General features: G+C 69.6%; 15 protein-coding genes and 1 pseudogene. 5 read left to right on the top strand and 11 right to left on the bottom strand.

Annotation, left to right across the window (positions count from 1 at the left end; translation table 11 throughout):
- Positions 1–24 precede the first annotated feature (24 nt).
- Positions 25–273 (bottom strand): hypothetical protein, encoded by a 249-nt coding sequence (locus tag AB3X10_RS22930; RefSeq protein WP_369977843.1) that lies wholly within the window; start codon positions 271–273, stop codon positions 25–27.
- Between the two features lie 56 nt (positions 274–329).
- Positions 330–653, bottom strand: a complete 324-nt coding sequence (locus AB3X10_RS22935) for a hypothetical protein (RefSeq protein WP_369977845.1) — start codon at positions 651–653, stop codon at positions 330–332.
- A gap of 372 nt (positions 654–1,025) precedes the next feature.
- Here AB3X10_RS22935 and AB3X10_RS22940 point away from each other — a divergent pair.
- Positions 1,026–1,127: pseudogene (locus AB3X10_RS22940) on the top strand (RidA family protein); the annotation flags it as partial.
- An 86-nt stretch (positions 1,128–1,213) separates the two neighbouring features.
- On the opposite strand, the gene AB3X10_RS22945 reads toward AB3X10_RS22940, so the two are convergent.
- Both AB3X10_RS22945 and AB3X10_RS22950 read right to left on the bottom strand, forming a co-directional pair.
- Positions 1,214–1,576: a hypothetical protein gene (locus tag AB3X10_RS22945; protein ID WP_369977847.1), complete on the bottom strand. Its 363-nt coding sequence runs from the start codon at positions 1,574–1,576 to the stop codon at positions 1,214–1,216.
- Between the two features lie 70 nt (positions 1,577–1,646).
- Positions 1,647–2,045, bottom strand: a complete 399-nt coding sequence (locus AB3X10_RS22950; protein WP_369977849.1) for a hypothetical protein — start codon at positions 2,043–2,045, stop codon at positions 1,647–1,649.
- 106 nt (positions 2,046–2,151) lie between these two features.
- Here AB3X10_RS22950 and AB3X10_RS22955 point away from each other — a divergent pair, with 106 nt between their 5' ends.
- Entirely contained in the window at positions 2,152–2,556 is a 405-nt protein-coding gene (locus AB3X10_RS22955) for a hypothetical protein (protein ID WP_369977851.1), read from the top strand.
- Positions 2,557–2,633: 77 nt separating this feature from the next.
- Here AB3X10_RS22955 and AB3X10_RS22960 read toward each other — a convergent pair whose 3' ends face one another.
- The 6 genes from AB3X10_RS22960 to AB3X10_RS22985 all read right to left on the bottom strand — a co-directional run bounded on the left by AB3X10_RS22960 (position 2,634) and on the right by AB3X10_RS22985 (position 14,267).
- Positions 2,634–4,103 carry a mannitol dehydrogenase family protein gene (locus AB3X10_RS22960; protein ID WP_369977853.1) on the bottom strand — a complete coding sequence of 490 codons (1,470 nt, stop codon included), beginning with the start codon at positions 4,101–4,103 and terminating at the stop codon, positions 2,634–2,636.
- A 250-nt stretch (positions 4,104–4,353) separates the two neighbouring features.
- A complete protein-coding gene (locus AB3X10_RS22965; protein WP_369977855.1) occupies positions 4,354–7,098 on the bottom strand; it encodes a glycoside hydrolase family 3 protein in 2,745 nt (914 codons plus the stop codon).
- A gap of 3 nt (positions 7,099–7,101) precedes the next feature.
- Complete coding sequence (locus AB3X10_RS22970; protein WP_369977857.1) at positions 7,102–8,802, bottom strand: glycoside hydrolase family 43 protein; 1,701 nt, start codon at positions 8,800–8,802, stop codon at positions 7,102–7,104.
- A 5-nt stretch (positions 8,803–8,807) separates the two neighbouring features.
- Complete coding sequence (gene manD / locus AB3X10_RS22975) at positions 8,808–10,067, bottom strand: D-mannonate dehydratase ManD (protein ID WP_369977859.1); 1,260 nt, start codon at positions 10,065–10,067, stop codon at positions 8,808–8,810.
- Between the two features lie 10 nt (positions 10,068–10,077).
- Complete coding sequence (locus AB3X10_RS22980) at positions 10,078–12,069, bottom strand: sialate O-acetylesterase (protein WP_369977861.1); 1,992 nt, start codon at positions 12,067–12,069, stop codon at positions 10,078–10,080.
- On the bottom strand, positions 12,066–14,267 hold the full coding sequence (locus AB3X10_RS22985; protein ID WP_369977863.1) for an alpha-glucuronidase family glycosyl hydrolase: 2,202 nt from the start codon (positions 14,265–14,267) through the stop codon (positions 12,066–12,068). The genes AB3X10_RS22980 and AB3X10_RS22985 overlap by 4 nt, the downstream gene beginning before the upstream one ends.
- Before the next feature lie 134 nt (positions 14,268–14,401).
- Here AB3X10_RS22985 and AB3X10_RS22990 point away from each other — a divergent pair, with 134 nt between their 5' ends.
- Positions 14,402–15,526, top strand: coding sequence for a LacI family DNA-binding transcriptional regulator (locus AB3X10_RS22990; protein WP_369977865.1), 1,125 nt, complete (start codon positions 14,402–14,404; stop codon positions 15,524–15,526).
- Between the two features lie 26 nt (positions 15,527–15,552).
- On the opposite strand, the gene xylA is transcribed toward AB3X10_RS22990, so the two are convergent.
- Positions 15,553–16,893 carry a xylose isomerase gene (xylA, locus tag AB3X10_RS22995; RefSeq protein WP_369977867.1) on the bottom strand — a complete coding sequence of 447 codons (1,341 nt, stop codon included), beginning with the start codon at positions 16,891–16,893 and terminating at the stop codon, positions 15,553–15,555.
- Between the two features lie 525 nt (positions 16,894–17,418).
- Here xylA and ttcA point away from each other — a divergent pair.
- Entirely contained in the window at positions 17,419–18,294 is an 876-nt protein-coding gene (ttcA, locus tag AB3X10_RS23000) for a tRNA 2-thiocytidine(32) synthetase TtcA (RefSeq protein ID WP_369977869.1), read from the top strand.
- Between the two features lie 132 nt (positions 18,295–18,426).
- Positions 18,427–19,335 carry a recombination-associated protein RdgC gene (locus tag AB3X10_RS23005; RefSeq protein WP_369977871.1) on the top strand — a complete coding sequence of 303 codons (909 nt, stop codon included), beginning with the start codon at positions 18,427–18,429 and terminating at the stop codon, positions 19,333–19,335.
- Positions 19,336–19,506 lie beyond the last annotated feature (171 nt).

Raw genomic sequence — 19,506 nt, forward strand, 5'->3', positions numbered from 1 at the left:
CATGAAGCGATGTGGCCCGCAGTATCAGGCGAGCCCGTCATCGGAACCACTGGACAGGAGCGAGCCATCCCGCGCGACTCTTGCGCCGCACGCCGGGCATTGCCATCCCCCCAGCATCGCTTCGCGCGCATTGCTTGGCTTGCGGAACCTCGGCAGGAGCGTCTTGCATTTCGGACACGACTTGCGAGGAAGCAGGAACGCCACGACCAGCACCGCTGCACCGCCAGCGATACCGCCAACCACCGCGAATGCCAGAATCGCGTACGTGAACATGCTGCCAGGGCCTCACATGGGGATTGGGCGGTTGCCAAACCTTCCGCCCGAATACGTCAGTTCCATAGTACGACCACGGCAACGACGGATGAAGCCACGAGAAGTGGCAAAGCCAAGAGCAGCAGCTCCGCGAGACGGCGACGCGGCCGAGGCGCAGGCAGACGCACGAACGACACGACCCCGAGACCCAGGGCAACCAAGGAAAGAAAGCACATGGCCAACAACCCGAGCCCCCAGGCCCCGAGCAGGGGCATGCCACACACGACACCGTCCCGCGTCTCGGCCCACTGGTTGAAACGCCAGGAAAAATAGGCCACGTACGCGGCCGGCGCGAGCACCGACAGCACCAACATGGCGATGGAGCAGGATCGAAACGTCATCTCGGCGCCCCCCCCGGCGTCCTCTCGGCGCAGACGACACAGCGCTGCTGAAGCGTCGCGCAATCGACGCATATCTTCCAAGCACTGTTGCAGTAGTTTTTGCTTGCAGCGCCGCCTTGACCGTTCCAGGTCGCGCCGCACAGCGTACAGCTGCGGAAAGAGCGGTTGCGTTCAGCCCCCTTGCAAGCTTGCCAGCAAAAGGGCGTATCTCTCTGGGACGCCATGTCGTTCTCTTGGTATCCAGCTGTCATGTCAGCGCCTGGAAGCGGCGTTGCGGCGAGTATCCGCCAACGCCAGAGGCCTGGGAAGAGAACAGCTCCCACCCTGCATCGATGATTGGCGAGGCACGGCCGGCGATCCTTCACCCTTAGGGGCAGCGCCCCATACCCGACGGTCACCGCCGTCGGCGCCACCTGGCTGTACGGATTCCAGTTCGAGATCAAGGTGATCGCCACGCCGCCCGAGCTACGGTAACGGGCGGCCCCGAAAACTGGACGCCGGACTGCAGTGATGCACGCACCACGTGCGGACGCGATCCGGGCGGTGCCGTTCGCCCTGGCTCACCCCTCGGGGGGCCACTCGCGAAAGTTCACGCACACGGTGCTCTTGTCCAGCATCGCGAACTCGCGCGAACCCCAGGGCCGGAGCGCGACGGTGTTGCAATTGGGATGCAGCAGATGCGGCACGCGCGCGGACATTTCCGCGAAGATCGCATCGACATCGTCGGTGTCGACGCTGAGCTCCGGCCGATCCTTCGCCGCCCACTCAGGGTTCTCGACCAGATAGGCCTTGGCGCCGTCGCGGGCGACCACCGCCATGGTGCCGTCCTGGTACTGGATGGCAAAGCCCAGGCCGTCGACGAAGAAGTCGAGTCCGTCCTGCAGGCGGTCGTAGAAGATCTTCGGAATGAGGTTCTTGAACATCGGGGTCTCCTGCGCGGGAAGCCTGCTGGTGGCTGGAACTACGGTAACACCGAGAAGCGCCGGGTCTTGCTCACAACTCCGCGGCGTCTTCCACAAGCGCCCATTCCTTCATATCCGGGATCACCTGCCCCGCCACGAACGCGAAGACGTCCTCGAAGCTGGCAGCGACGATGTTCCAGGTGCGAGGCGATGGCGTGGAACTGTCGGCGAACACGGGATGAAAGCAGACGACTGTGTCGCTGATGCGGCCATCCATCACCAGCAACCCGGCGAAGTCGTCGCGATCCTGGCGCCTGGCGAAGCTGAAGACCTCGCCACCGCTCACATCCTCGCGGCCGAATGCGCGCGACGCGAAGGCCAACTCCGACGTTTCGGTGATGAAGTGCCAGGGAGTAAAACTGGTCAGGCCCTGCGCAAGGAACCAGCGCAGTGCGTTGGGCCAGGCGGGATCGATCTGATTGCGTTCCATGAGTGTCAGGCGAACTTCCGCTGCTCTTCGGATGGCTGGATGCCTCGCTGCAGCCTTACACTGATACGCTCAAACCTCAAGATCAGCGTACACCCCAAGGAAAACTATGCGGCCGCTGCTAGCGATTTTATTCGTGCTCGTTGCTTTCATGAGTAGCGCCGACTGCTCGTCGTTATCATCCACCGATCGTTGGAATCGATTGAAGGATGAAAGCGACCGGCAAACGTCGACCTTCCGCGGCATGCTGTGGGAAAGGGAGATGATTCTGGTGCACAACCAATTCTGGGCCCAGGTGTATCAGGCCTGCGCGCCCGAGGCGAGAGCTGCAGGCATCGGCAGCTTCAAGGCTGTTGCAACCGTCGACCGCCACGGCAAGGTGACCGAGTATCTGGTCAATCCGGACGTTCCCGCGCTGCGATGCTTTGCCACGCAGATGGTGGGCCGCCAGTATCCGGAACCTCCAGTGGCCCCCTTTTATGAAGTCTATGGCGTCACTATCGATCCGGAATGACTTGACGGGAGGCCGACCAGCTCGCGCAAGACGTCCTTGACTTCATTCGCTTTTGCCGTCGAATGGCTGCTGCGGATTTATGCCGACTCAAGAGCGCCTTCCACACCTTTCTGTCCGCTGTTGTCAACGCTCAACCTTGCACAAACCGCTCGCAGCGTCTCGACGAAACGTACATCCTGCGATAGCGGAGCGAACACTGCATCCAGCCGGAGGAACGCCTCCACATCACGCCCTACATCGCCGGTCGCACTGCGCCCGATCTCGGTCAGCACCTCGCGCATCGGATCCACCAGTGCCACGCCAGCGCGCGCCTGGCGCCGCACGAACTGCATCCACGCTGCGATCGGCAGGCACAGGCGATCGATGCGGCGGCCGGCGGCCAGGGCGTCGGCGATGGTGCCGAGCAGGCGTACCGGCAGTTTCTGCGAGCCGTCCCAGGCGATCTGCGCCAGGCGATGGGCGATGGCGGGGTTGCGGAAGCGGGCGAGGATGGCGCCGGTGTAGTGCTGCGGATCGAAGCCGGGCATCGGCTGTAGCGTCGGCGCGATGTCGTCGCGCATCAGGGTTTCGACGAAGGCGGCCAGTTGCGGGTGGCGCATGGCGTCGGCGACGGTGTCCAGGTCGAGCAGGGAGCCCAGATACGCCAGCGCGGAGTGTGGGCCGTTGAGCAGGCGCAGCTTGGCGCGGTCGTAGCCGGCGATGTCGTCGCTCAGGGTGACGCCGGCGCGCTCGAAGGCGGGGCGGCCGTTGCAGAAGCGGTCTTCGATCACCCATTGGCTGTAGCGCTCGCGCTGGATCGGCCAGGCGTCGTGGCAGCCGAGTTGCGCGGCGACGCGTGCGCGCAGGGCGTCGTCGCTGGCCGGGGTGATGCTGTCGACCATCGAGCGCGGGAACGCGGCCTCGGTTTCGATCCAGGCGGCCAGTGCGGGGTCGAGGGCGTGCGCGAACTGGAGGACGGCGCGGCGCAGCTTGCCGCCGTTGTCGGGCAGGTTGTCGCAGCTGAGCACGGTGTACGCCGCCAGGCCCAGGCGCAGGCGTTCGCGCAGGCCAGCGACGAGGTAGCCGACGGCGCTGCGCGGGGCGTGCGGGGCGGCGAGGTCGTGGACGATGTCCGGATGGGCGAAGTCGAGGTGTTTGCCGGCCAGGCAGTAGCCCTTCTCGGTGACGGTGAGGGTGACCAGGCGCACCGCCGGGTCGGCCAGGCGGGCGAGGACGGCGGGCTGCTCGTCTTGCGCGCACAGCACTTCGCGGATGGCGCCGATGATGCGCAGCTGCGGGTGTTCGTCGAGCAGGGCGAGGGTGTAGAGGCCGTCCTGCGGGCGCAGTGCGTCGCGCACCTGCGGGCTGTGCAGGGAGACGGCGCTGATCGCCCAGTCCGGTTCGGTTGCGAGCAGGTCGTCGAGGTAGACGGCCTGGTGGGCGCGGTGGAAGGCGCCGGCGCCTAGGTGGACGATGCCGATGCGGACGCGGTCCAGGGCGTAGGCTGGGCGGGCGATGGTGGGCGGCAGGCTGGGGAGCGTGGCGGCGGTGAGGCGTGGGTCGGTCACGGGAGATCCAGGGGGAGGATTTTTTCGGTCTGAGACTTGGTCGGTAGGGCTGTCGGGACTGAAGTCCCTCCCACAATGGAGCCGAGGCGAGTTGGAGTTTGGTCGGTAAGGCGGTCGCGGCTGAAGCCGCTCCTACAGGGGATCGCGGGCGTCCGGTGCATGGTCGGTGACGTGCCCGGGGCTGACCTCGGCCGTCCGCGCCCACTCCTTCGGTGGTGCGAGCAGTGACTGCTCGCACCACCCGTTGCGGTCACTTGTGCGGCGTTGCCTCCGCCGCGGGCGACGGCTGCACGCTGAAACGCTGGCGCACGCGTACGTCGTTGCTGGAGGCGCCGGCCTGCAGTTCGTAGTCGCCCGGGTCCACAACGTAGGCCTTGCGCGCTTCGTCGTAGATGCGCAAGTCGGTCTGCGGGGTAATGGCGAAACGCACTTCGCGGGTTTCGCCAGGCTGCAGGGCGATACGCTGGAAGCCGCGCAGTTCCTTGGTCGCGCGGTCGCGCTTCGGCGACAGCGGGTGGAGGTACAGCTGCACCACTTCGTCGCCGGCGCGCTGGCCGGTGTTCTTTACCTTCAGCGTGGCGTGCAGGCTGCCGTCGGCCGCCAGCGTGCTGCGGTCCAGGCGCAGGTCGGAATAGGCGAACTGGGTGTACGACAGGCCGTGCCCGAACGGATACAGCGCGGTGCCGGCGAAGTAGCGGTAGGTGCGGCCGCGCATGGCGTAGTCGTCGAAGGCCGGCAGCTTCTCGCTTTCCTTGTAGAACGTCACCGGCAGGCGGCCGCCGGGGTTGGCGTCGCCGAACAGCACGTCGGCCACGGCGCTGCCGCCACGCTGGCCGGGGTACCAGGCCAGCAGGATCGCCGGCAGGTGCTGTTGCGCCCAGTCGATGGCCAGCGCCGAGCCGGTAGTCAGCACCGCCACCACCGGTTTGCCGGTGCCGTGCAGCGCTTCGAGCAGCGCGCGCTGCGGCTTGGGCAGGCGCAGGTCGGTGCGGTCGCCGCCGGCGAAGCCGGGATAGTTGACCTTCATCTCCTCGCCTTCCACGTCGCCGGTGAGGCCGCCGACGAACACCACCACGTCGGCACGCCGCGCCGCGTCCAGCGCTTCCTGCAGCGGCGGCTTGGCGCCGGGCTGGCGCCAGGCCAGGCGAATGCCGGCGTCGCGCTCGCCTTCGTAGTACTCCAGGCGCAGGTCGTAGCTGCGGCCGGCCTCCAGGCGCACATCGACGCCGTCGGCGTGCAGGCGGTCGCTGGCGCTCCAGCGGTCGATCAGGCGCTTGCCGTCCAGATACAGGCGCACGCCGTCGTCGGCCGCGGTTTCCAGGTGGTAGGTGCCGGTGGCCGGCGGCACCAGCTTGCCGCTCCAGCGGATGCTGAAGTTGTCGGCCGGGATGGCCTGGTCCGGCCCGGCTTCGCCGCGCGCGAGCAGGTTGTCGGTGGGCGAGCCGCGGTCCCACTTGAAGCCGATCTGCGCATCCACCCGCACCAGCGCCGGGGGGCCCGACAGGTCGCGGTTGCGGAAGTATTCGCCGCGCAGGCCGCGTTCCGGCGAGTCCGCCGACGGGCGCAGGTATTGCGGCTCGATCAGCGGCGTGGCCGCGGGGTCGTCGCGCCCCTCGACCAGGTCGGCGCCGCGCGCATACAGCACCTCGGCGTCGGGCGCGGCCTCGCGGATGCCCTGCAGCACGGTGACCGGCGCGGCCGGCGTGCCGTAGTAGTTGCCGAGCAGCGCCATGGTGTCGTCGGCGGTGGGGCCGATCACGGCGATGCGCTTGATCTTCGCCCGCGACAACGGCAGCACGCCGTCGTTCTTCAGCAGCACCAGCGATTCGCGCGCGGTGCGCCGCGCCAACGCGTCGTGTTCGGGCGACTGGTTGGCCGAGATCGGAATCTGCGCCCAAGCCAGTTTTTCCGGCGGATCGAACATGCCCAGGCGCATGCGCGAATACATCAGCTTCTGCAAGGCCTTGTCGACCTCGGCTTCGCTGATCAGGCCCTTGCGCACGGCGGTGGGCAGCGTGGAGTACTCCTCGCCGCATTCCAGCTCGGTGCCGTTCTTCACCGCCAGCGCGGCGGCTTCCTCGCGGGTGGCGACGATCTTGTGGTTCTTCCAGATGTCCACGATCGCCCAGCAATCGGACACCACGTAGCCGTCGAAGCCCCAGGTGTCGCGCAGCACGTCGCGCAGCAGGAACTTGCTGGCACTGGCCGATTCGCCGAACACGCGGTTGTAGGCGCCCATCACCGAATCCACCTTGCCTTCCTTGACCAGCGCTTCGAACGCCGGCAGGTAGGTCTCGTGGAGATCGCGCTGCGACGGATGCGCGTCGAAGTGGTGGCGGTCGGCCTCCGGGCCGCTGTGCACGGCGAAATGCTTGGCGGTGGCGTCGAGCTTGCGGTAGGCCTCGCCCTGCGCGTTCTTCGGCACGTCCGCGCCTTCGCCCTGCAAACCCTGCACGAAGGTCACGCCCATGCGCGCGGTGAGGAACGGATCCTCGCCGTAGGTCTCCTGGCCGCGGCCCCAGCGCGGGTCGCGGAAGATGTTGATGTTCGGCGACCAGAACGTGAGCCCCTGGTAGCGCGCGTGCTGGTCGTGGCGCAGCGCTTCGTGATGCTTGGCGCGCGCCTCGTCGCTGATCGCGGTGGAGACTTCGTGCATCAACGGCAGGTCGAAGGTGGCCGCCATGCCGATCGCCTGCGGGAACACGGTGGCGCCGCCGGCACGCGCCACCCCATGCAGCGCCTCGTTCCACCAGTCGTAGGCGGGCACGCCCAGGCGCGGGATCGCCGGCGCGGCGTTCTGCATCTGCGCGGCCTTTTCCTCCAGCGTCATCCGCGAGACGAGGTCGGCGGCGCGCTGCTCGAAGCTGCGCTGGGTGTCCAGGTACGGCGGCGGCGCTTCGGCCGCGGATGCCGCGCACGGCGCGATGGCCAACAGCAACGCCAGCGTCGCGACGCGGCGGCCATGTCCTTGGTACGGCGCAGTCTCGGTGTGCATTGCCTACTCCTTGCTGGATCGATCCGGTTCGCGGCGGGCGTACGGCCCGAGGGTGGTGCCGGTGAAACCGCCGGCCACGGCCGTGCTGAGCATCGCCGCATCGTCGTCGCGGCGCAGCCACTGCCAGTCCTGGCCGTCGGCGGCGAAGGCGAAGGCATAGCGGCCGCCGTCGCCGGCGATCTTCAGGCGCAGCGCGCCCTTGGCGTCGACCGTCCTGTGCGCGACAGTGGTGGTGCGCTTGCCGTCGCGCTTGTCGAGGAACACCTCCGCGCGCCCGTCGCGGCGGCGCACGCCGAGCACGTACCAGGCATCGGCATTCTGGAATGCGGCCAGGCCGGCGACCAGGCCCGGCTGCGCCGGTATCTGCACGGCGGTGCTGGCGTCGAAGCGGGTGTGCTGTTGCCGGTAGGCCAGGAATGCGGGATTGCCGCTGCCTTCCAGGCCTTGCGCGTCGGGCCGCAGGGTCAGCCAGCCCGGGCGCGCTTGTAGATCCAGCCAGTCGCGCTTTGGCGTGCGCAGCAACAGCCAGCGGGGATCGCGCTGCGGCGCATCGAAGCCGTCGCGCCAGGTGAAGTTGCCGCTCAATGGTGCGACGTCGGTATCGGCCTGCAGCCTTGCAGGCCCCGGCGCGACATAGGGAATCGGCTGCCCGGCGGGCAGGATCGACGGCCAGCCGTCGTGCCAGGTCACCGGCAGCAGGAAGGTCTCGCGGCCGGTGTTGTAGCGCTCGCCCGCGTACGGGCGGCTGGCCAGGAACAGCGCCCACCACTTCCCGTCGGGGCCTTCGACCAGGTCGGCATGGCCGGCGTTGGTGATCGGGTTGGCGCGTTCGGCGGGCAGGTCGCGCTGGGTCAGGATCGGATTGTGCGGCGCCGGCACGTACGGCCCCCAAGGCGTGCGGCTGCGCAGCGCCACCTGGGAGTGCTGCGGGCCGGTGCCGCCTTCGGCGCAGGACAGCACGTACCAGCCGTCGCGCTTGTACAGGTGCGGGCCTTCGATCCAGATCGGCTTGCTGGCCAGGTCCACGCCGCCGTTGACCAGCACCTGGCGCGGGCCGACCGGCTGCATCCGCGCCAGGTCGAAACGCTGCATCCAGATCGCACGATGCCCTTCGTACAGCGGCGCGCCCTCAGGCGGGCCGTTGTTGAGCAGGTAGGCCGTGCCGTCGTCGTCGAAGAACAGCGACGGGTCGATGCCGTCGATGTCCGGCAGCCAGTGCAGCGGCGACCACGGCCCGGCCGGGTCGTCCGCCGTGGCGACGAAGTTGCCGCCGCTGTCCACCGCGGTGCCGACCACGTAGAAGCGGCCCTGGTGGTGCGCGATGCTGGCGGCGAACATGCCGCGCGACACGCGCAGGCCGTCGTAGTCCAGTTGCCCGGCGCGCTCGACCACGTTGCCGACCTGCCGCCAATGCACCAGGTCGCGGCTCTCGAACACCGGGAGCGCCGGGAAATAGGCGAAGGTGGAATTGACCAGGTAGTAGCGGTCGCCGGCGCGCACGACGCTGGGATCGGGATAGAACCCGGCCAGCACCGGATTGCGGTAGTGGCCGGGCGGCAGCGGCGTGGCGAACACCGCATCGTCGCCGCGGTATTCGAACCAGTCGAATTCGGCAATGTCGGCGGCCCGCCCGCGCTGCGCCGATGCCGTCTGCAGCACCACGATACACAGCAGCGCCACAACCAGGGCGCGTCCCCAGCGCATGCGCCTCACCAGTCCCACATCGCGCCGTCTTCCAGCCGCGCCACCGGCAACTGCTTGGGCGCGTACGGATAGCGCGCGGCCAGGGTCTCGTCGATGTCCACGCCATGCCCGGGCGCCTCCCCGCAATGCAGGCGGCCGGCATGGAACGCGTAGTCGTGCGGGAACACCGCATTGGCCTCGTCGGAATGGAACATGTATTCCTGAATGCCGAAGTTCGGCACCCAGGTGTCGAAGTGCAGCGCCGCGCCCATGCACACCGGCGACAGGTCGGTGGCGCCATGGAAACCGGTGCGCACCTGGTGCAGCGCGGCGAAATCGGCCAGCCGCCGCACATGGGTGATGCCGCCGGCGTGCACGATGGTGGTGCGGATGTAGTCGATCAGCTGCTGTTCGATCAGGTGCTTGCAGTCCCAGATCGAATTGAACACCTCGCCCACCGCCAGCGGCGTCACCGAATGCTGGCGGATGGTCTCGAACGCGCGCTGGTTTTCCGCGGGTGTGGCGTCTTCCAGCCAGAACAGCCGGTACGGCTCCAGGTCGCGCGCCAGCCGCGCCGCCTCGATCGGGGTCAGGCGGTGGTGCGCGTCGTGCAGCAGTTCGATCTCGTCGCCGTGGTCGGCGCGCAGCCGTTCGAACAGCTTGGGCACCACGCCGAGATAGCGCGGCGTGGACCACACGGTCTCGGTCGGCAGCTCGCTCTCGGCCGGCTCGTAGGGCTTGCCGCCGCTGGAGATGCCGTAGGTCTTCTTGATCCCGGGCACGCCGCACTGCGCGCGGATGGCGATGAAGCCGAGTTCGCGGAAACGGGCGACTTCCTCGCTGGTCTCGGCGATGTCGCGGCCGTTGGCGTGGCCGTAGACCAGCGCGCCCTCGCGCGAGCGCCCGCCCAGCAGCTGGTACAGCGGCATGCCGGCCATCTTGCCGAGGATGTCCCACAGCGCCACGTCCACCGCGGCGATCGCGGTCATCGTCACCGGCCCGCGCCGCCAGTACGCGCCGCGGTAGAAGAACTGCCAGAGGTCCTCGATGCGGCCCGCGTCGCGGCCGATCAGGTTCGGCACCACGTGGTCCTGCAGGTAGGACGCCACCGCCAGCTCGCGGCCGTTGAGGGTGGCATCGCCCAGGCCGTACACGCCGGAACGGGTGACGATCTTGAGGGTGACGAAATTGCGCCCCGGGCAGGTGACGATGACCCGCGCCTCGACGATCTCGCGGTCGCGGGCCGAGCCTTGGGCGGAAGAGGCGCTATCGGAAGTCTGGGTCATCGCGGATCGCTCACGGGGAAGAGGCCGCCGCCGCACGGGCCGCGGACGGGAGGGAAAGTTCGAACGGACCGGCCGGCAGCCCGTCGCGGTCGAACAGGGTGCACACCGGGCTGTCGGCCCAGCAGTAGCGCACGCGCGTGGGCGCCGCGCCGGCGGGAATCGGCAGGCGCACGCTGCGGCCCTGCAACTCGGCCTGCGCGTAGCGGCAACTGCCGGATGCCGCGCCGCACAGTTCGAAACCGATCGGCGCATCCGCGCTGTAGGCCTGCAGTGCGCCATCGACGTCGTCGAAATCGACCACCAGCGCCGCGCCGTCGCGGCGCAGCGCATGCGGCACCGGCCCCGACGGCGCCAACGCCTCGCCGTAGACCACGTGCCGCGCCGCGCGCGCCAGGCGGCGGCCGAGTTCCTGCTTGTTGGCCGGATGGATGTCGTAGCGGTCGCCGATGTCGATCGCCACCGCCAGGCCGGCGTGCGGGTCGGCGACGACGAAGCGCCGTTGCGCCTCGCGCAGCTGCGCCCAGCCGCTGTCGCCGGGCCGGGTGGGCGGCGCGCCGTAGTTGGCCAGCTGCACCAGCAGCAGCGGCAATTGCGCGCCGAAGCGCTGCCGCCAATCGCGCTGCCAGGCGTCGAGCAATGCCGGATAGCCGGCCGCATCGCCGGTGTTGGATTCGCCCTGGTACCACAGCACGCCGCGCAGGCCGACCCGGCCCAGCGGCGCGATCATGCCGTTGTACAGCGTGGTCAGGCCCGCGGCCGAGGACCACGGTGCGCGCGGCGGCGTACCCAGCTGAGGCGGCACGATGCGGTACTGCCATCCGGCCAGCGCCACCCGGCTGCCGTCGCCCAGTTGCAGTTGCTGCGCCTGCGCGTCGCCGAGCAGGCCGCCGCGGCGGTAGCTGTTGTACACGTTGACCACCACGGTGTTCTTGCCCGCATGCAGCACGCCGCGCGGCAAGCGGTAGCTGCGCGGCTGGTCGGCGCCGTAGCTGCTGCCCACCGCCTGGCCGTTGACCCAGGTCTGGTCGAGTTCGTCCACCGGCCCCAGCGCCAGCGTCGCCGGCTCTCTGGCCTGCTCGGCGCTCAGCGTGACCGTGCTGCGGTACCAGACCATGCCGTTGAAATTGACCAGTTGCGGCACGCCCCAGTCGTCCCAGGCGCCCAGCGCCGCCGGTGCGTCGCGCCAGTCGCCGCCGGCATCGTCCGGCTGCCACGGCGCGCCGCTGCCGTGCGTGCGCCACCACGCTTCCCACAACTTGCCCCAACGCGGCGCGGCCTGTTGCGGATCGGCGGCGTAGCGCGCCAGCACGTCCAGCGCCGGCGCGTTGCCGTCCACCTTGCGCAGGGCCGCATCGCCGATCCACGCCTGCATCTGCGAACCGCCCCAGGAGGCGTTGATCAGCCCCATCGGCACGTCCACGGTCTTGCGCAGTTCGCGGGCGAAGTAATAGCAGGCCGCGGAAAACGCGCCCACCGTCTCCGGCGTGGTCGGCTGCCACGCGGTCGCGCCGCCGAACTGCGCCTGCGGGGTCGGGCTGGACTGCGCCGGCACCTTGAACATGCGGATCGCCGGCTGCTGCGCATCGGCGATCTCGCTGCGCGTATCCAGCGTGCGCTGCACCGGCAGCTCCATGTTCGACTGGCCCGAGCACAGCCACACGTCGCCGAGCAGCACGTCGTCGGCGTGCTGCACGCGGCCGTGCGCGGTGCTGGCCTGCAAGGTGTACGGCCCGCCCGCCGGCAGCGGCGCCAGCTGCGCCTGCCAGCGGCCCTGGCGGTCGGCGCGCGCCTGCACGCGCTGCTGCGCCAGCTGCACGGTCACCGTCTCGCCGGCCGCGGCCTGGCCCCACACGCGGATCGGCGCATCGCGCTGCAGCACCGCGTGGTCCTGGAACAGGGCATTCAACAACGGCGCCTCGTCGGCATGGGCGAACGCGGGCACGCACAACACCGCCAGCAGCAGGCCACGGGCGATCTCGACAACGGAACGGTGCGGCGTCATTTCGGATTCCCCGGTGCGTACGGAAACGACAGCGATTGGTAATACGCCAGCGGATGCGGCGGCGGCGCGGTGCCCGGCGGCAGCGCGCGGCCCGACACCTGTTGCCAGTAGGCGATGCTGGCATCGCGCCACCACTGCGCCTCGCGCTGCTGGATCGCCAGGAAATCGGCGACCTGGCGATAGCGCGGCGCGTCCACGTACGGCGCCAGCCCGGCCCAGGTCGCGCGCATCCGCGCCACCTCGGCCACGCCGTGGTCGTAGCGGCCGATCAACTCCTCCCACAGCGGCCGGCCCGAGGCCATGCGATGGTCCCAGGGCACATGGTGGAACCACAGCAGATACTGCTCAGGCACCGTGCGCACATCGCCGAAGCGGCGTGCCAGCGGCGGCGCGTACTGCGCCACCGCGTTGCTGCCGGTCGCGCTGCGGTCGAAGCCGATGCCGTTGCGGTCGGCGCGGTGGTAGTACACCGGGTCCCAGTCCGGACGCGCGCTGCCCGCATCCCACGGCGCCGGGCCGTAGTGGTGGCCGCGGCCCATCAGGTGATGCAGGCCGAGCGGGGTCATGTAGTCGACCGCCGCTTCGTGCGAGGCCATCATCATGCCGACCACCGGCGCGACCAGCGCCGGGTCGTTGCCGAAGGTCATCCGCACCCAGTCCTCGGCGATCGCCTGCGCATCGCCCTGCGGATCCCAGGCCAGCCGCCCGAACGCGTACCAGTTGGCCTGGTCGAAGATCGAGCCGCACCAGTTGCGGTCCGCGCCGATGTTGGCGACCCCGGCGATGCCGCTGAGCGCATGCCCGTCCAGCGCGCCCTCCACCACCCGCGCCACCGTCGCCTGCCTGCCGCGCCGCGTGTCCGCCTGCAGGGTTTCCTGGTACAGCGTGCCCAGGTAGACCAGGTGCGTGGCGAAGCCCAGGTACTCCTTGGTGATCTGGAACTCCAGCATCAGCGGCGTCTTCGGCATTGCCCCGAACAGCGGATGGAACGGCTCGCGCGGCTGGAAGTCGATGGCGCCGTTCTTGACCTGCACCACCACGTTGTCGCGGAACTTGCCGTCCAGCGGCACGAACTCGCTGTAGGCCTGCTTGGCGCGGTCGTCCGGCTGCTCGTGCGAATAGACGAAGGCGCGCCACATCACCACCCCGCCGTGCGGCGCCAACGCGTCGGCGAGCATGTTGGCGCCGTCGGCATGGCTGCGCCCGTAGTCCTGCGGGCCGGGCTGGCCTTCGGAATTGGCCTTGACCAGGAAGCCGCCGAAATCGGGAATGCGCGCGTAGATTTCGTCCGCCTTGGCCCGCCACCAGCCTTGCACCGCCGGGTCCAGCGGGTCGGCGCTGGCCAGCCCGCCGATCTCGATCGGGGCGCTGAAGCGCGCGCTCAGGTAGACGCGGATACCGTACGGGCGCAGCGCCGCGGCCAGCGCCGCGGTCTTGTCGAGATAGGCGGCGGTCAGGCTCACCGCGCTGGCATTGACGTTGTTCAGCACCACGCCATTGATGCCGATCGAGGCGTTGGCGCGCGCGTAGTCGGTGTAGCGCGGGTCCACGTAGCCGGGCAGCTTCTGCCAGTCCCAGAGCGAGGCGCCGGCGTAGCCGCGTTCGACCACGCCGTCCAGGTTGTCCCAGTGATCGAGCACGCGCAGCTTCACCCGCGGCGCATCGCGCAGCGCCAGCCGCGCCGGCGCCTGCCCGGTCTGCAGCAGGCGCAGGAAGCGGAACGCGGCGTACAGGACGCCGCGCTCGCCGCCGCCGACCAGCGCGGTGGCCGGGCGGCCATCGACCACCACGCTGCGGATCAGGTAGCCCTCCTCGCCCAGGCCGCGCGTGTCCAGCCGCAGCCGCGCGATCGCCGGCGTGGCCGGCGTGCCGAGCACGATCGCACCGGCGCGGTCCGCCGTTGCCGCCAGCGGCGGCGCGGCCCCGAGCAGGCCGCCCAGGCCGCGGCGCAGTTCATCGCGCGCGGCTTGCTGCATCGGCGTCTCGGCGCCGGCCACCAGCTGCGTGGCGGCCGCGCGCCACGGCGTGGCCTGCGCCTCGGCCAGCGGCTGGTAGCGCAACCATAGATCGTAGCCGTCCTCGGCCTGCGCCACGGCGATCGGCACCAGAAGCGCCAGCCACAGGCAGGCGCTGCGCAGCCAATCGCCACGTGCCGCATGCCGGCGCTGCGGCGCGCGCGACCGTGCGCCGCCGCTCATGCGCGCCCCCTTGGGCGCGATGCCGGCGCGCAACGCCGGTCGCCGCCCACCCGGCTTCCCGGTACCATGCAGGCGTCACTCGTGTCGGGATCCACACCGTGCCGCGGCGCCGCCGCACACGGGGCTTGCGCAGGATGTCCCCGGTCGCGATCCACGCCCGCACACCAGCGAAGAGGCCCATCTTGGAGAAGGTCAGGAAATCGGTTCGCCGCAAGAGCCTCGCCGTGACCATCGACGAGGTGGCCGCACTGGCCAAGGTCTCGCCGATGACCGTGTCGCGGGTGATCAACGGCCAGGGCAACGTGCGCGACAGCACCCGCGAGCAGGTCATGCGCGCGGTCGACACGCTCGGCTACACGCCGAACCTGGCGGCCAGCGCGCTGGCCGCCGCACAGAGCACGCGGGTCGCGCTGATCTACAGCAACCCCAGCGGCGCCTACCTGGGCGAACTGCTGGTCGGCGTGCTGCGCGCGGCCTCGCGCACCTCGATCCAGGTGGTGATGGACTACTGGGACGACCTCGGCGCCGAGGCCGAGCGCAAGGCCGCGCGCAAGCTGGCCAAGAGCGGCGTGGCCGGGGTGATCCTGCCGCCGCCGCTGTGCGAATCGGACGCGGCGATCCGCGAGCTGGTGCGCGCCAAGGTGCCGGTGGTGGCGATCGCCTCGGACCGCTTCAGCGACCAGGTGGCCTGCGTGCGCATCGACGAGTTCAACGCCAGCAAGGACATCACTACCTACCTGATCGCGCAGGGCCACACCCGCATCGGCTACATCGCCGGCCGCTCCAACCTGTCGGCCAGCGCGCGCCGCTTCGAAGGCTTCCAGGCGGCGCTGGCCGAGGCCGGCCTGCGCCTGGACCGGCACCTGCTGCAGCCGGGCGACTACACCTACCGCTCCGGCCTGGATGCCGCGGAAAAACTGCTGTCGCGGCGCCAGCCGCCCAGCGCCATCATCGCCAGCAACGACGACATGGCCGCCGCGGCGATCTCGGTGGCGCACCGGCGTGGCCTGGACGTGCCGCGCGACCTGTCCGTGGTCGGCTTCGACGACACCTCCGCCGCGACCACCGTGTGGCCGGAACTGACCACCATCCGCCAGCCGATCGCGGCCATGGCCGATGCGGCGATCGACATCCTGCTGCGCAGCATCCGCAGCAAGGAACGCACGGCCCGGACGAAGATCGATCATGTGCTCGCTCATCAGCTGGTCAAGCGCGATTCGGTGGCCGCGCCGGCCGCGGCGCGCGCCGGGCGGCGCTGACGCGGCGGCGGCCGGCGGGGTCCGCATCAGCGGATCAGGTACTGGTTGATCAGGTTCTCGTAGGCTTCCTGGCGGCCGCTGGCCTGCTTCGGCTCGCCGGCCTTGGCCGCGTGCGCGGCCAGGTCCGCCAGCGAACTGCTGCCGGCCGCGAACGCCGCGCCGGCGCCGCTGTCGAAGCTGCTGTAGCGCTCGGCGCGCCACTGCTCCAGCGGCGAGGAGGTCAGCAGCGCATGGGCAACCTCCAGCCCGCGCGCGAACGCGTCCATGCCGCCGATGTGCGCCAGGAACAGGTCCTGCGGATCGGACGACTCGCGCCGCACCTTGGCGTCGAAGTTCAGACCGCCCGGCGCCAGCCCGCCCTGCCGCAGCACCACCAGCATCGCCCCCACCGTGTCGTACAGGTCGGTCGGGAACTGGTCGGTGTCCCAGCCGTTCTGCGGGTTGCCGCGGTTGGCATCGATGCTGCCGAGCAGGCCGGCGTCGCTGGCCACCTGCAGGTCGTGCTCGAAGCTGTGGCCCGACAGCGTGGCGTGGTTGGCCTCGATGTTGAGCTTGAAATCCTGGTCCAGGCCGTGCTGGCGCAGGAAGCCGATCACCGTGGCGCTGTCGAAGTCGTACTGGTGCTTCATCGGCTCCATCGGCTTGGGCTCGATCAGGAAGTTGCCTTTGAAGCCGATGCTGCGGCCGTAGTCGCGGGCGATGGTCAGGAAACGCGCCATGTTGTCCTGCTCGCGCTTCATCTGCGTGTTGTGCAGGCAGGCGTAACCTTCGCGGCCGCCCCAGAACACGTAGTTCTCCCCGCCCAGTTCCACCGTCGCCTCCAGCGCGGCCTTGACCTGCACCGCCGCGCGCGCGACCACGTTGAAGTCCGGGTTGGTCGAGGCGCCGTTCATGTAGCGCGGGTGCGAGAACAGGTTCGCGGTGCCCCACAGCAGCTTGATGCCGGTGTCGGCCTGGCGCTGCCTGGCGATGCCGACCATGTGCTTGACGTTCTTCTCGTACTGGCCCACGTCCTCGGCGTCCGGCGCCAGGTCCACGTCGTGGAAGCAGTAGTACGGCACGCCGAGCTTGGTGAAGAACTCGAACGCCGCATCGGCCTTGGCCTCGGCGCGGCCCAGCGCGTCGCTGCCGGCGTCCCACGGATAGGCGCGCGTGCCCGGCCCGAACGGATCGGCGCCGTTGCCGCAGAAGCTGTGCCAGTACGCCACCGCGAAGCGCAGGTGCTCGGCCATGGTCTTGTCGCCGATCTTCCTGTCGGCCTCGTAGACCTTGAACGCCAGCGGATTGTCCGAGGCCTTGCCTTCGAACGCGATGCGGCCGATGCCCGGGAAGTATTCCTTGGCGCCGATGTAGACGGAGTTGCTCATGGGAGGTGGAGTCCTGTCGAGTGGGAGAAGAAAGGCACGCGTTGCCGCCGGGCTGGCGCCGCGGCGGCGACTGTCGCGAAGATGGTTGGCGTTGGAAAGGCGCGCGCAGGCGCGAGCGCTGCGCCATCGGCGTGGCCGGACCGCAAACGGGTTGCGCCGCCGATGTGGGCGCAGCGCCGGCCCCTGGTGCAAGGGCCACCCTGCCGCGTCGTTCGGCGACCGGCGCCACAAACGCGCCGCACCATACGCGCGGTTATGGTAGCGCTACCAGAAACCGCGCTAAAAAAAGCTTCACTGCGGAGGGAAGCCGACGGGGCCATCAGATGCGGTTCGCAAGCCGGGGACAGGCGGACTTTACCCAGCCCATCGGCGAAACGCTTGCTGCGCTGCGCCATCGGCGTGCGCGGCGTGCGCGCCAGCACAGTGCGACATGCCGGCAGCCATGCGCCGCGTCTTGATCGCGCGCGGGTCGCGCATCCGCCCCGCGCAACGCGCTTGCGGTTGCGCCGACTACAATGCGCGCCGATGACCCCTACGCCGCTGCCGCTGCCGCAACGCCTCGCCGATCCCGCACCGCGCGAGCGGCGCACGCCGTCGGCGCTGGGCAAGCGCCTGTGCCGGCAGGTGGGCCAGGCGATCGCCGATTTCGGCATGATCGAAGCCGGCGACAAGGTGATGGTGTGCCTGTCCGGCGGCAAGGACAGCTACACCCTGCTGGACATCCTGCTGCAGTTGCAGCGCAAGGCGCCGGTGCCGTTCGAGCTGGTCGCGGTGAACCTGGACCAGAAGCAGCCCGGCTTCCCCGCCGAGGTGCTGCCCGACTACCTGCGCGGGCTCGGCGTGGCCTGGCACGTGATCGAGCAGGACACCTATTCGGTGGTCAGCCGGGTGGTGCCCGAGGGCAAGACCCTGTGTTCGCTGTGCTCGCGGCTGCGCCGCGGCGCGCTGTACCGCTACGCCGCCGAGAACGGGATCAGCAAGATCGCGCTGGGCCACCATCGCGACGACATCGTCGCCACCTTCTTCATGAACCTGTTCTTCCACGCCAGGCTCGCGGCGATGGCGCCGAAGCTGCGCAGCGACGACGGCCGCCACGTGGTGATCCGGCCGCTGGCCTACGTGCGCGAGGCCGACATCGCCGACTACGCGCAGGCCCGCGGCTTCCCGCTGATCCCGTGCACGCTGTGCGGCAGCCAGGAGAACCTGCAGCGGCGCCAGGTCGGGCTGATGCTGCAGCAGTGGGACCGCGAGCATCCCGGCCGCATCGAGCAGATCGCGCGCGCCATGGGCAACGTGCAGCCGGCGCAGCTGGCCGACCCGGCCCTGTTCGATTTCCGCGCGCTGGGCGCTGCCGAGGCCACGCCCGCCGTGGCCTGGCCGGCCGGCGACGAGGACGCGTAACGCCGCTGCCGGCGGTCCGCGGCCGCCGCTGAACCACACGATGCGGTATCCGGGCGGGAGCGATGCGACAATGCCCGCCGCCCACCCTGCGCCTGGCGCCGGGGCGTTCCGTTTCCTTCTGCTGGATGCTCGATGTTCTTTCGCAACCTGACCCTGTTCCGCTTCCCCACCACCCTCGACTTCTCCGAGATCGACAAGCTCCTGCCGGAGGTCCAGCTCAAGCCGGTCGGCCCGCTGGAAATGAGCTCGCGCGGCTTCATCTCCCCGTTCGGCCGCGACGAACGCGAAGTGCTGTCGCACCGCATCGCCGAGTTCCTGTGGCTGACCGTCGGCGGCGAGGACAAGATCCTGCCCGGCTCGGTGGTCAACGACCTGCTCGAGCGCAAGGTCGCCGAGATCGAGGAGAAGGAAGGGCGCCGGCCCGGCGGCAAGGCGCGCAAGCGGCTCAAGGACGACCTGATCCACGAATTGCTGCCGCGCGCCTTCGTCAAGACCTCGCGCACCGACGCGATGCTCGACCTGCAGCACGGCTACGTCGCGGTGGACACCTCCAGCCGCAAGACCGGCGAGAACGTGATGTCCGAGATCCGTGGCGTGCTGGGCAGCTTCCCGGCATTGCCGCTGAACGCGGAAGTGGCGCCGCGCTCGATCCTGACCGGCTGGATCGCCGGCGAACCCTTGCCCGAAGGCCTGAGCCTGGGCGAGGAATGCGAGATGAAGGATCCGATCGAAGGCGGCGCGGTGGTCAAGTGCCAGCACCAGGAACTGCGCTGCGACGAGATCGACAAGCACCTGGAAGCGGGCAAGCAGGTCACCAAGCTGGCGCTGATCCTGGACGACCACGTCTCCTTCGTGCTCGGCGACGACCTGGTGATCCGCAAGCTGAAGTTCCTCGACGGCGCCCTGGACCAGCTGGAGAACGCCGACCAGGACGGCGTGCGCGCCGAACTGGACGCGCGCTTCGCGCTGATGAGCGCCGAGGTGCGGCGCCTGTTCCTGCTGCTGGAAGAGGCGCTGAAGCTGAGCAAGGCTGACAGCTGAGGCAAGGCCGGCAACCTCCCGGCGAATCGCGCCGGGAGGTTGCCGGGCACCGGCGTGTTGTTGTCGGCGATGCCTGTGGATTGGATCTGATGGGCTTGGGCCATCGGCCCGGACAGGAACCGGAATCGGCCGGCATGCCCGCTTCGTTCGTCGCGGCTGAAGCCGCTCCTA

This window comes from Xanthomonas sp. DAR 80977, assembly GCF_041240605.1.
GTDB classification, from domain to species: domain Bacteria; phylum Pseudomonadota; class Gammaproteobacteria; order Xanthomonadales; family Xanthomonadaceae; genus Xanthomonas_A; species Xanthomonas_A bundabergensis.

Excerpts from the sequence above, each read along its gene's own strand:
- AB3X10_RS22930 (WP_369977843.1), bottom strand. The coding sequence starts at position 273 with ATGTTCACGTACGCGATTCTGGCATTCGCGGTGGTTGGCGGTATCGCT.
- AB3X10_RS22935 (WP_369977845.1), bottom strand. The coding sequence starts at position 653 with ATGACGTTTCGATCCTGCTCCATCGCCATGTTGGTGCTGTCGGTGCTC.
- AB3X10_RS22945 (WP_369977847.1), bottom strand. The coding sequence starts at position 1,576 with ATGTTCAAGAACCTCATTCCGAAGATCTTCTACGACCGCCTGCAGGAC.
- AB3X10_RS22950 (WP_369977849.1), bottom strand. The coding sequence starts at position 2,045 with ATGGAACGCAATCAGATCGATCCCGCCTGGCCCAACGCACTGCGCTGG.
- AB3X10_RS22955 (WP_369977851.1), top strand. The coding sequence starts at position 2,152 with ATGCGGCCGCTGCTAGCGATTTTATTCGTGCTCGTTGCTTTCATGAGT.
- AB3X10_RS22965 (WP_369977855.1), bottom strand. The coding sequence starts at position 7,098 with ATGCACACCGAGACTGCGCCGTACCAAGGACATGGCCGCCGCGTCGCG.
- AB3X10_RS22970 (WP_369977857.1), bottom strand. The coding sequence starts at position 8,802 with ATGCGCTGGGGACGCGCCCTGGTTGTGGCGCTGCTGTGTATCGTGGTG.
- manD (WP_369977859.1), bottom strand. The coding sequence starts at position 10,067 with ATGACCCAGACTTCCGATAGCGCCTCTTCCGCCCAAGGCTCGGCCCGC.
- AB3X10_RS22980 (WP_369977861.1), bottom strand. The coding sequence starts at position 12,069 with ATGACGCCGCACCGTTCCGTTGTCGAGATCGCCCGTGGCCTGCTGCTG.
- AB3X10_RS22985 (WP_369977863.1), bottom strand. The coding sequence starts at position 14,267 with ATGAGCGGCGGCGCACGGTCGCGCGCGCCGCAGCGCCGGCATGCGGCA.
- AB3X10_RS22990 (WP_369977865.1), top strand. The coding sequence starts at position 14,402 with ATGTCCCCGGTCGCGATCCACGCCCGCACACCAGCGAAGAGGCCCATC.
- xylA (WP_369977867.1), bottom strand. The coding sequence starts at position 16,893 with ATGAGCAACTCCGTCTACATCGGCGCCAAGGAATACTTCCCGGGCATC.
- ttcA (WP_369977869.1), top strand. The coding sequence starts at position 17,419 with ATGACCCCTACGCCGCTGCCGCTGCCGCAACGCCTCGCCGATCCCGCA.
- AB3X10_RS23005 (WP_369977871.1), top strand. The coding sequence starts at position 18,427 with ATGTTCTTTCGCAACCTGACCCTGTTCCGCTTCCCCACCACCCTCGAC.